This window comes from Wolbachia endosymbiont (group A) of Sympetrum striolatum, from assembly GCF_947250715.1.
Classification (GTDB): Bacteria; Pseudomonadota; Alphaproteobacteria; order Rickettsiales; family Anaplasmataceae; genus Wolbachia.
Genome location: NZ_OX366342.1, coordinates 1,365,990 through 1,381,388 on the forward strand (window position 1 = coordinate 1,365,990; position 15,399 = coordinate 1,381,388).

A 15,399-nucleotide genomic window follows, 5' to 3' on the forward strand; every position below is an offset into this window, starting at 1 on the left:
TATAAATTTGTGCAACAACCTGCTGCATAATTAAAACAATCAGAGGCTAAATGTTATTGAAATCATTCAAACAATTATTCCGGAAACCAAAAATCAAGAGCTCAGCGTGGGATGCATCAGGTTCAGGAAGGAGATTATTGCACTTTCAACCAGAGTCAGGAAGTATAAACAATTTGCTGTCTCAAAGCCTTGAGCACCTACGTAGTCGGTCTCGTGATATGGTAAGAAAGAACTCCTATGCAGCAAACATAATCGATACGATAGTGAGTAATTGCGTTGGAACAGGGATAAAACCGCAGTCAAAGGCGAAAGATGCAGAATTTCGGAAAAAAGTCCAAGAGTTATGGCTGAGATGGACAGATGAAGCAGACAGTAGCGGAGTGAGTGATTTTTATGGATTACAAGCTTTGGTTTGTAGGAGCATGATAGAAGGAGGAGAATGTTTTGTAAGACTCCGAACAAGAAAACGAGAAGATGGACTTTGTGTGCCGTTGCAACTGCAAGTACTGGAATCAGAGCATTTAGACAATAAGAGCAATCAAACCCTTGCCAATGGTAATGTAATTAGAAACGGCATTGAGTTCAATAGACTTGGGCAAAGAGAAGCATATTACCTATTTAGAGAACACACTGGAGAAGGATCATTTGGCGAATCAGTTCGTGTACCAGCAAATGATGTTTTACATATCTATAGACCACTAAGACCTGGGCAGATTCGAGGAGTACCGTGGTTGTCCAGTGTACTGTTAAAGCTCTATGAACTTGATCAATATGACGATGCGGAATTAGTGAGAAAAAAGACTGCAGCAATGTTTGCGGGATTTATTACCAGACTTGATCCTGAAGCGAACATCATGGGAGAAGGAGAGAGTAATGAACAAGGAGTAGCGCTGTCAGGCTTAGAACCTGGGACTATGCAATTACTTGATCCCGGAGAAGATATTAAGTTCTCGGAACCATCAGATGTTGGAGGAAGTTATGAAGCATTCATGAAACAGCAGCTCAGGGCAATAGCAGTAGGCATGGGAATAACTTATGAGCAGCTAACAGGTGACTTAACAAATGTCAATTATTCATCAATCCGAGCCGGGTTAATAGAGTTTCGCCGGAGGTGCGGAATGTTACAGCATAACATAATGGTATTTCAATTTTGCCGGCCAGTATGGGATAGGTGGTTAGAGTTAGCAATACTATCTGGAGAACTAGACATAGGTGAAAAGTGGGCAAAAGAAGCGGCGAAAGAGGTAAAATGGATACCACAAGGATTTGATTGGGTGGATCCGCTAAAAGACCAGCAAGCACAGCAAATGGCGGTAAGGAATGGGTTTAAGAGCAGGTCAGAAGTGGTATCAGAACTTGGTTATGATGTAGAGGAAATAGACCAAGAAATTGCCGAAGATCAAAGACGTGCTAGTTCACTCAACTTAAGTTTTGACTCGGACGTCAGTAGTTTTAATTCTAATACTGAAATAATATAAGTGAGCTGGCTCAATAAACCGATGATGATAGAGCAAAGAAGCTTTGATTTATTGTCATTACATGTAGAGAAGCATCCAACGTTTAAAAACATAAAACATGCAGTAAGAAATAGTGAAAGGGGAATAAAAGTAATACCAATACATGGAATCTTGACGAAGAATTCAGAAGCTTTTGATGATGTGTTGGGGATGACATCGTATGAGAAGATACGTAAAGAGATAGAAGAAGCTTTAATAGATGAAGAAGTAGAAATAATAATTTTGGACATAGACAGCCCCGGAGGAGAAGTAAACGGTTTATTCGACCTTGCTGACTTTATTTACGAAGCAAGGGCATTAAAAAAGATCATAGCAATAGCAAATGATGATGCGTATTCTGCGGCGTATGCAATAGCGTCAAGTGCCGAAAAAGTATTTGTAAGCAGAACATCTGGGGTAGGAAGCATAGGAGTAATAGCAAGTCATATAGATCAAAGTGGGTTTGATGAAAAACAAGGGATAAAATATACCACAGTATTTGCAGGAAGTCGAAAAAACGATTTAAACCCGCATGAGCAAATAACATCAGAAAGTCTGGAAAGCTTACAAGAGGAAGTAGACCGCCTATATGAAATGTTTTTGCAGCTTATAGCAAGAAACAGAAATTTGTCCACGGAAAGAATCAAATCAACGGAAGCAGGGCTATATTTTGGTGAGAGAGCAATAGAAATAGGTCTTGCTGATGGAATCACAACGTTTTCTGAATTTATAGATAATTATAGGAGAAATAATATGACTAAAACTGAGATAAAAGAACAAGCAATAGATATTGATGATCTAATTGAGCAAGGAAGATGTTTAGGGTACGAGAGCTGCCGCACGGAAGTATTAGAGGTAATACGATTATGTAATTTATCAAAGATGCCAGAGAAGATAGGAGAATTTATTGAGCAGAATGTAAATGCGAAACAAGCGCAAGAGATATTAATGTCGATACTAGCAGAGCGTACGAAGAAGACAGAGATTTTGAGTACAATACCGCAAAGTACACCGGAAGACTTGATGATGCAGGTAGCGAAAAGTCGGGGCATTTGATGGTCTTAACCGCGGTATATAATGCTAACATACGCCGCGGTAAAATAAAGTTGATCATCTTATAACCGCGGTATATAATGCTAACATACGCCGCGGTAAATTGTATGAGTGAACCAATAATTGGTAGAGAAAAAGAAATAGCCATCCTAGAAAATAAGCTTCTTTCCCAATCAGCCGAGTTTATCGCAGTGTATGGTCGACGTCGTGTAGGAAAAACATATTTAATAAAACAATTTTTCAACAAACGTGATGTAATCCTATTTGAGCAGACAGGTCTCAACAAAGGTGCTTTGAAGGAGCAGCTTGAGATCTTTGCAGAATCATTATCTAGATCTTTTTACAATGGTGTAAGAATGGCTTTGCCTAAAAACTGGATGGATGCATTGCATCAATTAACTCTTTCGATTGATATTCATAGAAATGAGCAGGTTGTTTTATTTTTTGATGAGTTGCCATGGCTTGCTGCAAGAAAATCTGGATTTTTAGTAGCACTGGAACACTACTGGAATGTATATTGGACATATCGAAAAAGGCTTATATTGATCGTGTGTGGTTCAGCAGCATCATGGATGTTAGAAAATTTAATCTATAATAAAGGAGGATTACATAACCGTATTACTGCAAGAATACCTTTGCAGCCTTTTAACTTAAGTGAAACTAAAGAGTATCTAAGGTATTCAGGAGTCAATCTTAATCACCAGCAGATATTACAGATCTATATGGACATGGGAGGGATACCACACTACCTTAAGGAAGTAAGTCAAGGATTATCAGCAGCACAAAATATTAATGCGATCTGTTTTCAGAAGGAAGGTTTGTTATTTGATGAATTTGATATGTTGTTCCACTCGTTGTATGAAGAACCAGAAATATATATAAATATTATTCGTGCGATTGCAAGAAAGCCAAAAGGGATCAGCAGGAAAGAACTTATAAAAGCAACTAAAATCACTGAAGGTGGGTACTTAACTACTAAACTAAGGAGCTTAGAAGCAGCAGGATTTATTGGAGGTTTTTTACCACTGAATAAGGCAAAGAGAGGAGTATATTACAGGGTAATGGACGAATATGTGTTATTTTATCTAACGTGGATTGAACCATTCAGAGAAGTAATGAAAAAGGCAATAACAAGTGATGTTCATTATTGGGAGTTAGCAATAAAAAAACCAGCTTGGCTAACATGGACAGGACAAGCATTTGAAGCAGTGTGTTTTAAACATGCCAATACGATTAAAAGAAAACTAGAGATGGAACATATACTAACTGTATGTGGTGAGTGGCAATATCACCCAGAGAAAGACAGCGAAGAAAGTGGTGCTCAGATAGACTTGGTGTTTGATCGAGAGGATGGATGTACGACACTTTGTGAAATAAAATACAGTGATAAGCCTTATACGATAACAAAAGAATATATAGAACAGTTAAGAAAAAAAGAGGCAATTTATAAAGAGAAAACTAGGTCAAAGAAACAAATATTTTGGGTACTTATTGCTGCAAACGGAGCGACTGAAAACCAGCACTTGAAAGATATAATCAACAAAGTGATTACGTTAGAAGATTTATTTTAACTTAACATCAAAATTTTAGAAAAACTTAAGCAGTTTTTTTAAGTAACAAATATAGGAGAAAAAACATGACAAGTATAACTGAAACAAATAATTTAGCAGTTGTGTTAAAAGTCAATAGAGAAATGAAAAATACTGAAAAATAATTTTTACTTGGTGGGCTATAAAGCCAAAGATGCTTTTAACATATTTTACGTAATTTCGGAGGATTTATTGATGCAGGCAGCCAAGGCACGACAAAATATATAAACCTACAAAGCTAAAGCTATTCCGCGGACTATAGCAACTACAAATTCAGCGGAAAAAACAAAATTAATAACTTTATCAGCCAAAATTTCCAGGAGAAAAACATGTCTTGTATAACTGAACCAAATAATCTTGGTGACCTCTTAAAATATGAGGCATCAAATCTATACTCACGTGACCAAATTACTGTTGCTAAGGGACAAAACCTAAAGCTTGGAGCAGTGGTTAGCAAAAAGACAGATGATGGGGGCTTTATAAGAGCTCTAAATCCGCTAGGCACAGATGGTACTCAAACAGCAATAGGTGTGATTATAAACGATGTAAATAGTAAAGATGCAGATATTAAAGCAGTAATCATTACTCGCGTAGCTTTACTTGCTGATCATGCAATTGTCTGGCCAGCAAATATAACTGAAGAGCAAAAAACAGCAGCAATAAAACAACTTGAAGAGAGGGGTATTATTGTCCGTAAAGGAATCTGAATTTTATATTAATTTTTAATAGGAGCTAAACATTATGCAAAATTCACTTTCAAATCCAGCATTCAATATGACAGCATTAACTGGAGCTATTAATATTTTACCAATTAGTTTTGGTCGAACTGAAAGTTTAAAACTTTTTCCGAGTAAATCAGTAAGGTTTCGCCATATTGCCATTGAAGAACAAAACGGTTTTTTAGCACTACTTCCAACTCAAGTTCCAGGAGCACCAGCAACTGTTGGAAAAATAAGTTGTAATATTTGATTTAAATTCTTTTAAAAAGTGTGGATGTAGATAAGTGCTTTCAGTCTGTGTAAGCGCACTTATCCACATCCACACTAATCTGCTAGTGTTGGATCTAAGCAGACTTAGGGCTGTATTCCTCAGTAAAAACCCTGTCATCTCTTACTAAAGAGTTAGCAAGTAAAAGTAACTTTCTCATAGCAGCAGTGGAAGCAACTTTATATGGTTTTTTATATTGATTATGTAACCTATCAAAAAAAGTTTTTATGAAAGAATTCCATTTCCGCGCACTAAGAATACACATATACAAGACTGTTCTAATTTGTGACCTACCGCCTTGAATGCACCTTTTTCCTTTATTAAAACCACTGTCTCGATTAAAAGGTGCAACTCCGGCAATGCTAGATATTTGCTTTCTTTGAAGAGTTCCTAATTCTGGCAGATAACAAATAATAGTAATAGCTGTGATTTTACTTACACCTGGTATACTAGTTATTGATATGTATTTTTTTTTAAGCTCTTGACTTTGTTCAATCAACTCAATCATCTCATCTTCTAAAACTTGAATTTGATTCTGTAATATGACAAGTAGCTCTTCCATTTGTTTGATTATGGATATATCAGTTACTTGATGAGCTTGAGTTTTTTGTATTTTTGCCATTTCTACTAGTTGATTTCTACGAGATAGCTTTTGCCTCAAGAAGTCAACATTACTAACTTTTAAAGGAGTAACGCGCATATCTGTATTATTAATATAACGTGAGATAATGCTGCAGTCTATTTTATCAGTTTTAGTAGCAATACCAAGGCTTTTTGCATAGTCTCTCACCCATCTAGGTTGAATTACATATACTTCGAAACCATGGCTTAGTAAAGTATAAGCACATAATTTTTCGTACCCACCAGTTGCTTCAAGTCCAACTTTGATTACATTATGTAAATGCAAAAAGTCGAGTATTTGATCAATAGCTTGAACGTTATTTTCAAATACTTTATAATGTCCAAGTGGATGAATGTGGATATCTAGTTTATTTTTGCTAAAATCAATGCCAGCAATGATATTTGATAAATTCATAATTCCTCCATAGAATAACATGTAATACTGCATTTTCCACCCTTATATACGAGCCTAAAAGCTCAATCAGTTGTTCGGAACTTTTCAGTAAATAATCAGGGAAGAGAACCTTGCTAAATTACGGTCCTTTATGACCAAGGCGATCTACGGTTCCTCTTCTCTGCATGTTCTTAATATTACCACTTTGTAATATTTATGAACTTGTTTTTAACATATAAGGTGATCTTCTGAAATATGAAGTATATAGAGATTATACAAGAGAGGAAATAACCGTATTCAAAGGACAAAACCTCAAACTTGGAACAGTTGTTGGCTATGATAAAGATAACATGATTAAGATAATAAATCCGACAGCCACAGATGGCACACAAACAGCAATAGGTGTAATAACAAGTGATGTAAACGCAACGGAAACCACCAAAGCAGTAATCATTACTCGTATAGCAATGCTAGCAGATCATGCGGTTGTGTGGCCAGCAAATATAACAGAAGAGCAGAAAGCTGCAGCAATAAAGCAACTTGAAGCACGAGGCGTTATCATCCGCAAGGGAGTTTAACGAGCTACCAGACTCAGCAACTTACATAGAAACAACTTAAAACACACAGCATTAAAGGGAAAGGGGGAAAGAATGCAAAATCCATTTACAAATCCAGCATTTAGTATGACGGAATTAACTAAAGCAATAAACATATTGCCGATAAATTATGGTCGAACAGAAAGCTTAAATTTATTTCCAAGTAGATCGGTAAGATTTCGACATATTACGATAGAAGAACACCACGGAGTTTTAACTTTATTACCAACACAAGTCCCAGGAGCACCAGCAACAGTAGGGAAAAGAGGAAAAAGGAAAATAAGGACGTTTACGATACCACATATTCCCCATGATGACGTAGTATTGCCTGAAGAAGTACAAGGAATAAGGGCATTTGGGTCAGAGAGTGAACTAAAAGCACTTGCAGATGTAATAACCGATCATTTGCAATTGATGAGAAACAAACACGCAATAACGTTAGAACATTTGCGGATGGGGGCGTTAAAAGGGATTATTCTGGATGCTGATGGCAGTGAGTTATTAAACCTTTACAACGAATTTGAAATTACGCCAAAAGTAGTAAATTTTGCGCTGGGAACAGCAACCACCGATGTCAAGCGTAAGTGTCTGGAAGTATTGAGGCATGTTGAGGACAACTTAAGTGGTGAATATATGACCGGGATTCATGCGCTGGTAAGCCCAGAGTTTTTTGACGCTTTAACTTCTCATACCAAGGTAAAAGAAGCATACGAGAGATGGCAAGAAGGAGCAGCACTCCGGAACGACATGAGATCAGGATTTACGTTCTGTGGAATAACATTTGAGGAGTACAGAGGACAAGCAACTGACCCTGAAGGAAATGTGAGAAGGTTTATAGAAAAAGATACGGGGCACTGTTTTCCACTTGGTACAGCAAACACATTTACTACTTACTTTGCGCCAGCGGACTTCAATGAAACAGTAAATACACTAGGACAGCCGCTCTATGCAAAACAAGAGCCAAGAAGATTTGATAGAGGAACTGACCTTCATACCCAATCAAACCCTTTGCCGATGTGCCACCGTCCGGGGATATTAGTAAAAATCGTTGCAGCATAGAGGAGCCAAAAAGGAGAGAATGACTTTAATCAAACTCTCCTACCAATGTAGCCACTTTCTTAGCGTGCTTCTTAAATTACTATATAAAGGTAAGATGTGCAAATGGTTTTTGTAGGCAGAGCAACTACAAGAAAAGAGGTACGAAAAAGCTACCTACACAAGCTTTAGAAGTTTAGTAAGTATAAAGGAAGAATGCAAGGAAATATTAAGAGATTATTTAAAGATTGTTTTGCACATCTGGGAGAGCAAGCGTTGTATGAGTCAAAGGATAAGTCATACAAGGTACAGATATTAAAGCAACAGCCAGATAAATTATACGGGATTGGTGAAGGACAATTTGTAGGAGAAATTTTGACTTTAGAAGTAAGTGTGTTTGATGTATTAAAGCCAATGGTGGGAGATACTTTTTCCATAGGTAGTTGTAGATACAGAGTACACTCACCGCCGCTTAGGGATAATTCAGGAATAATCTGGAAAATTCAAGCGTCAGGGGTGTAAATGCGTATTAACGTTGAAGTTACCGGTAGTATTGAAAAGGTAATACAAAGTATAGATGCTGAAAGGAAAAAAGTGGAAAAAGCGACGGTGAGGGCATTAAACAAAACAGCACTATGGGTAAGATCGCAAACTGTCAAACAAGTTAGCGAAGAAAAACAAATACCAAAAAAAGCAATGAGAAAAAAGTTAAGTGTGGATAAAGCAAATAGAAAGCGTTTATGGTCAGTAGTGAAGCTGAGTTCGCAGTGGATAGGAGTAGCAAAACTTGGGAGTATAAAACAGACAAAGATAGGAGCAAAAGTAGGAAGCCGTATGTATGAAGGAGCATTTATAGCAACAATGAAAAATGGTCATATAGAAAAGAAGGTACATACCAATAGATGAAATTAAAGTAAACACGCAAGCTCGGGAAATAATGAAAGAGTTAGTTGATAATGAAGTAGAGAGAGTATTTGAGAAGTATTTTGATCAGCAAATGAGTTATATGAAATAATGTTCTGGGGAAATTTACATCAGGCAATTTGTAAAACGCTAAAAGAAGAAATCCCAGCAATACAAACGTGCGAAATGTATAGAGCAGAACGTCGGGAAATAATAGCGCCAGCAGTGTTTGTAGAGCTTGCAAGTTTAGAACCAGGAAAAGATCCGGGGACTGAGGAATTAGCGTTGAGGGCAAGATTTGAGGCAAGAGTAGTAGTTGATGGAACAGTCGAGGATTCTCAGGTAGTGGTAAGGTCACTGGCAGCGGAAGTTGCAAGGGTTGTAAGTAAAAATACTTGGAACGTGGAAAATGTTTCGCCAGGAGAATTTATATCTGCGGAAATTGACGGATTTAGGCCAGAGTTGGATGCGTATTTAGTGTGGTTAGTTGAATGGGTTCACGAGCTGCATTTGGGAGAATCAGTCTGGTTAGAGGGAAAAATTAAGCCACATACCATAAACGTGGGAAATATAAATGTTAGACCATAATTTTGCCATTGCAGAGCTAAATAGAAGGCTAGCGAATATTATTCGTATAGGTCTAGTGAAAGAAATCGACTATGAAAAAGCAAGAGTAAGGGTCAAAGTAGGAGAATTTTTAACAGATTGGTTACCATGGATTACTTGCCGAGCTGAAAGCTGGTCACCACCGAATATTGATGAGCAAGTGGTAGTGTTATCACCATTTGGGGAATTATCATTAGGAGTGGTGTTACCGGCAATATATCAGGAGAAATATCCGCCTCCGGAGAATAAAAAGGAAATAAATAGTGTAAAATTTCAAGATGGAACAAAATTATCGTACGACAAGGAGAATCATCATCTTGAGATTGAAGTAGTAGATAAAATAACGTTGAAAGTAGAAGGATCAAGCGTAGAGATGACAAAGGATGGAATAAAACTTAAGGCACAAAGAATAAATCTAAATTAGGAAAAGGAATGAATAAATCAGTTATATGCCTAGGAGATCACTGCGGGGAAGCGTTGCCGCATTTTTGTATAAGTGGAAGCAGAGATATATTTGTAAACGGAAGACCAGTTTGTCGGCAAGGAGATAGTTTTACAGAAGGTAAGGTAATGGCACAAGGGTCAAAAACAGTGTTTGCAAATGGTCATGGTATAGGAAGAGTTGGGGATTCAGTATCTTGTGGTTTTAAGGTAATAAGTGGAAGTAGTAATGTTTTTTCAGAATAAAAATAAACCATGTGCTATACTTACCAAAAGTAAAATTATGAACATGGATATAACTACTAGCCTATTAGGAGACGTTAGTAATTTAATAGATAGAGCAAAGAATCATCTTTCTGTTCAATTCAATTCTACTCTAGTATTGTTAAACTGGGAAATTGGCTCCAGAATTGATCAAGATATCCTAAAGCACAAACGTGCAGATTATGGGAAGCAAATCATCTCCCAACTTGCAAAAGAACTTCAGATGAAATATGGACGTGGATTTGATAGAGCTTCATTGTTTCGGATGGTGCAATTTTCCAAATTCTTTCCCGATCAAGAAATTGTCGCGACACTGTCACAACAATTGAGTTGGTCACATTTTGTAGAAATTATTGCAATTTCTGATGAGCTGAAGCGTAATTATTATATAGAAATGTGTCGTATTGAAAGATGGAGTGTTAGAGCACTACGTAGTAGAATCGATACCATGTTGTATGAACGTACAGCACTAGCAAAAAAGCCTGAGGACTTCATAAGACAAAGCATCAAACAGTTACGTGAAGAAAATACGTTAGCCCCCGAATTCATTTTTCACGATCCATACTTCCTTAACTTTGTGGAATTGCCATCAAGTCATAGTGAGACTGATCTAGAAAATACGATTTTGGATGAATTGGTAAAATTTTTACAAGAGTTTGGTAATGATTTTTGTTTTGTGACACGTCAAAAAAGGATGAGTACCGAAAGAATTGATAGGTATTTAGACTTGCTATTTTTTCATAGGGGATTAAGGCGCCTTATTGCAATAGAACTAAAAATTGGTCGATTTGAACCAGCTTATAAAGGACAGATGGAATGGTACTTAAATTGGTTAGATAAAAATGAACGAAAACCAGATGAAGAAAAACCCCTAGGGATTATTTTGTGTGCTGATAAGGATCAAGAAGATATAGAATACCTGGAGCTTGAAGGATCTAATATTCATGTTGCACAGTATTTAAGACAGTTGCCTCCTAAGGAAATCCTTGAGGAGAAGTTGAGAAAAGCTATCTCTATAGCTCGTGAAAAATACGCAAGTACTAAGAAGAAAATGATTAAACAGATATAACACAAAAGGCAACGTGTTTATGCGAGGAATGGACGTTAATACTGGAAAAGAGTTAGAAGGAATAGAACATTTAAAGCAATCAATAGTTAATATTTTAACCACTCCTATTAACAGCAGAATAATGCGCAGAAACTATGGGTCAAGATTACTTGAGTTAGTTGACCGGCCAATCAATCGTGATTTTACGTTAGAAATTTACGCAGCAACCGCTGAGGCATTGCAGAAATGGGAAAAGAGATTTAAGTTAGAAAAAGTAAAAATAACAGAAGTGAAAGAAGGAAAAGTAACGCTTGACCTAGAAGGATTGTACTTACCAATGGGGGAAAAGATTCGCTTTGATGGAGTTGTGGTATAAAGATGGAGCAGCCTAACATTATTGAGCCACTGAACTTCGAAGAAATCTTTTCACGTATGAAGGAGGAGTTGATACGTCGAGACTCAAGTTTTACAGCATTAGTAGAAAGTGACCCAGCAATAAAGATTTTAGAGGTAGCAGCATGGCGAGAACTTTTGCTGAGAGAAAGAATAAACGAAGCAGCAAGGGGCAACTTACTTAAGTTTGCAAGGGGAGAAGAACTTGATGATTTAGCTGAATTTTACGGAGTGGAAAGGGAGAACGGGGAAAAGGATGAACGATTTAGAAAAAGAATCAAGGCAAGAATAGTTGGCTCAAGCACAGGAGGAAATTATCGGTATTATGCATTATCAGCAGATACGAGAGTAAAAGATGCATTAGTAGAATCACCTGTACCAGGAAAAGTACAAGTTTCAATCTTATCAACAGAATTATCCACAACTGGCATACCCCAAGAAGAATTACTAGAAATTGTCAGAAATCAGCTAAACAGGGAGGATGTGAGGATTTTAACAGATACAATAGAAGTGGTAAGTTGCAATATTATAGAAATAGATATCCACAGTAAAATTAGCATTAAAAGACCAGATATTATTGAAACGGTGAAGAAGCAATTTATAGAAAAATTTGAAACAACGAAAAGATTAGGATGGAAAGTAACGAAATCATGGATTATAGCCAACCTGTTTGTGGATGGGGTAGAAAACGTAGAATTAATCGAGCCAAGAGAGGATGTTGTGGTACTGGGGAATGAGTGTGCTGCCTTAAGAAGTTTAAATGTTGAGTTGAATTAATGCTATTACCACCAAACGCAACAAAGCAAGAAAAAGCGCTGATTGATGCAATCGATTACAAAGTAGACCCAAGCTGTGTAAAAGGATTTAAATTTAGCCTAGGGGAAAAAATATTGCCGTGGTTGGTTGAAGAATATGGATTGGGGGAAATTCTACGCTGGGTAAAAGACAAAAGAAAGGCGATAAAAGAAGGAATAAAATTTCAGCGTTTGAGAGGAACACCAGCATCGCTGAAAATAGCACTGAAGTGGGCAAATATAGAAGATATTACAATTATTGAAGAGCCACCCGGAGAACACTTTTTTGAATTACAGATAGGGATAAAAGATGTTCCGAACGACTTCTTCGTTGATGCAGTAGTAGAATTAGCAAAACTATCATTGCCAGCAAGATCACGGCTAATGAGGATTTTTAACGATTATTATAATGCGCAGAGATTTATATTGGATGAGAGTTTATTTGGAGATCTTCTTTCTGACTATTCGGGGGTAAAAATAGAAAAAGATGGACCAGTGTTATCATTTGGGAGAGTAAATTTTTTCAGGTCTAGTGGTCCAGTTATTAGGATTATAGAAAACTATCTACGCGATCATTATGAGCAGGCATTAAGTAATGATCTGTATAGGCTAGATGTAGCAATACTTGGAGAAACCGAGCCTCACACAAAGAATTATAACGGTATTTATGAAAGAAGTCATCAGTGGAATAATTTAAAAACGTTATATCCGCTACCACAGAGCTTATTACCTGAGATTAAGTTTGCTAAAGCGCAGATAGTATTATCGGACAGTTGGAGTTTAGGAGAAATAAACGCATGTTTTCCAGTAAGTAGTATAGAAGAGAGGGGAAAAAGGTTTTTACTAGGAAGTGATAAGCTATCTGAACAACTGTGGAATTTAAAATACAAGCCAATTTTAGAAAGATTTTTTGCCGTTCACCACTATCAAGTAAAGAATTTCTCTACCCCCAAAATAATAAGATTTAGCGTAGCAGAACACTACATTCATTTTGAAAACGAATTGGATTCAAAGCAAAAAAATGCAACATACGAGCTAGAAAACTACATTTTAGTGTTTTACCCAGGTGTACTAACATGGCATGAACATCGACATTTGAACAGGTCCTGGGAAGAAAAACAACCTATATGCTTAATGAATTAAATACATATATTTATATCTTCATATACTACATTAACATTCGGTAAAAATGTGTGTTTTTTGAAAAAAAGAAGTTGCTTTTCCATGCCAAAACAGCTATAAATTAGGTAGGTGTAGGTAAACATAAGAAATTGATCTTGCACTGAAGTGAGCCAAATTGGCGACTTTATGTATGTTTTTATAGTGGGGTAACTAAAATGTTCAATTTAAATAAAAGACTGGAAAAATTAAAGGAGAATTCATTTCGTGGAATAAATGAAAAAGACGCAGCAGGTTGCACAATATTGCACCGAGCAGCACAAGTGTCAAATCCAGAAGTAATAAAGTTATTAATAGAAAAAGGTGCAGGTACAAACGATAGAAACAATAGAGGCGAGACACCATTGCACCTAGCGGCATTCTATGGAAAGGTAGAGAATGTAAAAGCACTGATAGAAGGAGGAGCAAATGTAAATGCTATAGATGATGGAGGATATACGGCATTACATAGTGCGAGCTTAATGAGTTGTGAAAAGACAGTAAGGGAGCTAATAAAAGCAGGGTCGAATGTTAATACTGGGAACTACATAGGAAGGACCCCCCTACATGAAGCAGTATTTATGAGGGAAATAGTGAACGTGAGGGCAATATTAGAAGCGGGAGGTGAAGTAAATGCGAAAGACCAAAAAGGATATACACCACTACATATAGCATGCAAGACAGGAGAAACAAAAGAGATAATAAAAGAGCTAGTAAAAGCTGGAGCAAATGTAGAGCAAAAGGATAAATTTGGCAAAACAGCAATGTATTATGCGAGAACTGAAGAGTTGCTAGAAAAACTAAGGGAGTTGTCGGAGCGGACAGTAGATGCGATATTTAGCCTAGATTTAAAAGAAAAAGGAGAAAGAAGGTTTGAAGAAATAAGGGAAAAGTTAGAAGAAGCGCCATTGGTCAAGAAGGCACTGATGGAAGTGGAAAAAGAGCTAGAAGATATGGATGAGAAGATAAAAGGGCTATAAAAAGAGCTTTCTGTAAGAGAAGGGAGTAAAAGGGTTGGCTACAAGATAATAGGAAAAATAGGAAGCCTAAATTTAAAAGAAAAAGCTGACAACAGCAGGAGAGGAACCGCTTATTATTTAACAGATTAAGTATATAGATTTATATCTTAATCTAATATGCGAAAAAAATGTGTATATTTTGTAAAAAAAACTTGCTTTTTATGCCAAAACAGCCCTAAGTGAAAAAGTAGCTAGTAAATAAACAAGATTTGCTAAGCGCTAAAGTGAGCCAAATTGGAGGCACTTTAAATTGCATTAATAGCTGAGGAACATTATGGTAAAATTTAGTAAGAAAGAAAGAGAAGAGTTTAATAAGTCGTGGAAAGAAGTATTAGATAACTCAATAGAAAATATTAATAAAAAAGACACAAAAGGAAGGACGATATTGCATTACGCGGTGGGAATGCCAGATCCAAAAAAAGTGAGGTTATTAATCAAAAAAGGAGCAGATATAAATGTGGCAGATGCGGGACAATATAGACCATTGCACTTAGCAGTAATGGGACAACGTGTAGAAAATACAAAGGAGCTGATAAAGGCAGGAGTAGAGGTAAACGCAGTGGAACGAAGTAGCAAATTTGCCGCGTTACACCTGGCATGCATGGTAAGTGAGGTAAAAATAGTAGAAGAGCTAGTAAAAGCGGGAGCAAATGTAGAGCAAAAGGATAAATTTGGCAAAACGGCAATGGATTATGCGAGAAATAATAAAGAGATAAAAGAAGTGTTAGAGAACGTAAAAATCGCAAATAAGCAGAGAGAGTTCATAGAAAAATAAGGGTCGTATCAGCAGCAGGTGTGATAGTGGCAAAAGAAGAGCTTGTGAAAATTTAGAAGGGCTGTGGCTAAGAAAGAGGTGATTATGGAAAAAGAGAAATTTTATCATTAGAGGGAAAAAAGAAGCTTGATGATTTGGGAGAGTGCTCAATTGATGAAAGATAGCGTATGTGTTTCTAAAATTTTGCATAAAAGCTGAGAGAAATAAAGGTTAACAGTTGCGTCTTT

At 36.7% G+C, this 15,399-nt stretch carries 18 protein-coding genes and 1 pseudogene; 18 read left to right on the forward strand and 1 reads right to left on the reverse strand.

All coding sequences use genetic code 11. The features are described 5' to 3' along the window. The first annotated feature begins 50 nt into the window (after positions 1-50). The 5 genes and pseudogenes from OOK87_RS06680 to OOK87_RS06700 form a co-directional block, all read left to right on the forward strand. Positions 51-1,478 (forward strand): phage portal protein, encoded by a 1,428-nt coding sequence (locus tag OOK87_RS06680; RefSeq protein ID WP_264688404.1) that lies wholly within the window; start codon positions 51-53, stop codon positions 1,476-1,478. A 21-nt stretch (positions 1,479-1,499) separates the two neighbouring features. Next, positions 1,500-2,552, forward strand: a complete 1,053-nt coding sequence (locus OOK87_RS06685; protein ID WP_264688505.1) for a S49 family peptidase — start codon at positions 1,500-1,502, stop codon at positions 2,550-2,552. Positions 2,553-2,656: 104 nt separating this feature from the next. Further along, positions 2,657-4,120 (forward strand): AAA family ATPase, encoded by a 1,464-nt coding sequence (locus OOK87_RS06690; protein ID WP_264688405.1) that lies wholly within the window; start codon positions 2,657-2,659, stop codon positions 4,118-4,120. A 347-nt stretch (positions 4,121-4,467) separates the two neighbouring features. Then, on the forward strand, positions 4,468-4,845 hold the full coding sequence (locus tag OOK87_RS06695) for a head decoration protein (RefSeq protein ID WP_264687786.1): 378 nt from the start codon (positions 4,468-4,470) through the stop codon (positions 4,843-4,845). 34 nt (positions 4,846-4,879) lie between these two features. Continuing rightward, positions 4,880-5,089 (forward strand): annotated as a pseudogene (locus OOK87_RS06700) (major capsid protein); the annotation flags it as partial. Positions 5,090-5,201: 112 nt separating this feature from the next. Here the strand turns inward: OOK87_RS06700 and OOK87_RS06705 are convergent. Then, the gene (locus OOK87_RS06705) at positions 5,202-6,161 is read right to left on the reverse strand and encodes an IS110 family RNA-guided transposase (protein ID WP_264687787.1); all 960 of its coding nucleotides are present in this window, start codon (positions 6,159-6,161) and stop codon (positions 5,202-5,204) included. Between the two features lie 227 nt (positions 6,162-6,388). Here OOK87_RS06705 and OOK87_RS06710 point away from each other — a divergent pair, with 227 nt between their 5' ends. The 13 genes from OOK87_RS06710 to OOK87_RS06770 all read left to right on the forward strand — a co-directional run bounded on the left by OOK87_RS06710 (position 6,389) and on the right by OOK87_RS06770 (position 15,172). Continuing rightward, entirely contained in the window at positions 6,389-6,718 is a 330-nt protein-coding gene (locus tag OOK87_RS06710; RefSeq protein WP_264688506.1) for a head decoration protein, read from the forward strand. Positions 6,719-6,790: 72 nt separating this feature from the next. Next, on the forward strand, positions 6,791-7,795 hold the full coding sequence (locus OOK87_RS06715; protein WP_264688406.1) for a major capsid protein: 1,005 nt from the start codon (positions 6,791-6,793) through the stop codon (positions 7,793-7,795). 192 nt (positions 7,796-7,987) lie between these two features. After that, positions 7,988-8,293, forward strand: coding sequence for a head-tail joining protein (locus OOK87_RS06720; protein ID WP_253308967.1), 306 nt, complete (start codon positions 7,988-7,990; stop codon positions 8,291-8,293). Then, positions 8,294-8,677 carry a phage tail protein gene (locus OOK87_RS06725; RefSeq protein ID WP_253308966.1) on the forward strand — a complete coding sequence of 128 codons (384 nt, stop codon included), beginning with the start codon at positions 8,294-8,296 and terminating at the stop codon, positions 8,675-8,677. It abuts the gene before it with no gap. Positions 8,678-8,785: 108 nt separating this feature from the next. Next, positions 8,786-9,262, forward strand: coding sequence for a hypothetical protein (locus OOK87_RS06730; RefSeq protein ID WP_264688407.1), 477 nt, complete (start codon positions 8,786-8,788; stop codon positions 9,260-9,262). Next, positions 9,249-9,704, forward strand: coding sequence for a phage baseplate assembly protein V (locus OOK87_RS06735; RefSeq protein WP_253308964.1), 456 nt, complete (start codon positions 9,249-9,251; stop codon positions 9,702-9,704). The genes OOK87_RS06730 and OOK87_RS06735 overlap by 14 nt, the downstream gene beginning before the upstream one ends. An 8-nt stretch (positions 9,705-9,712) precedes the next feature. Further along, positions 9,713-9,967 (forward strand): PAAR domain-containing protein, encoded by a 255-nt coding sequence (locus OOK87_RS06740; protein ID WP_253308963.1) that lies wholly within the window; start codon positions 9,713-9,715, stop codon positions 9,965-9,967. Then, positions 9,951-11,054: a PDDEXK nuclease domain-containing protein gene (locus OOK87_RS06745; protein ID WP_253308962.1), complete on the forward strand. Its 1,104-nt coding sequence runs from the start codon at positions 9,951-9,953 to the stop codon at positions 11,052-11,054. Before OOK87_RS06740 ends, OOK87_RS06745 begins: the two co-directional genes overlap by 17 nt. Positions 11,055-11,073: 19 nt before the next feature. Next, entirely contained in the window at positions 11,074-11,409 is a 336-nt protein-coding gene (locus OOK87_RS06750) for a GPW/gp25 family protein (RefSeq protein WP_253308961.1), read from the forward strand. A gap of 2 nt (positions 11,410-11,411) precedes the next feature. Beyond that, entirely contained in the window at positions 11,412-12,203 is a 792-nt protein-coding gene (locus OOK87_RS06755) for a baseplate assembly protein (protein ID WP_264688207.1), read from the forward strand. Beyond that, on the forward strand, positions 12,203-13,363 hold the full coding sequence (locus OOK87_RS06760) for a phage tail protein (protein ID WP_264688208.1): 1,161 nt from the start codon (positions 12,203-12,205) through the stop codon (positions 13,361-13,363). Before OOK87_RS06755 ends, OOK87_RS06760 begins: the two co-directional genes overlap by 1 nt. A gap of 194 nt (positions 13,364-13,557) precedes the next feature. Continuing rightward, positions 13,558-14,358: an ankyrin repeat domain-containing protein gene (locus tag OOK87_RS06765; protein ID WP_264688209.1), complete on the forward strand. Its 801-nt coding sequence runs from the start codon at positions 13,558-13,560 to the stop codon at positions 14,356-14,358. A 313-nt stretch (positions 14,359-14,671) separates the two neighbouring features. Further along, complete coding sequence (locus OOK87_RS06770) at positions 14,672-15,172, forward strand: ankyrin repeat domain-containing protein (protein WP_264688210.1); 501 nt, start codon at positions 14,672-14,674, stop codon at positions 15,170-15,172. The last annotated feature ends 227 nt before the right edge of the window (positions 15,173-15,399 follow it).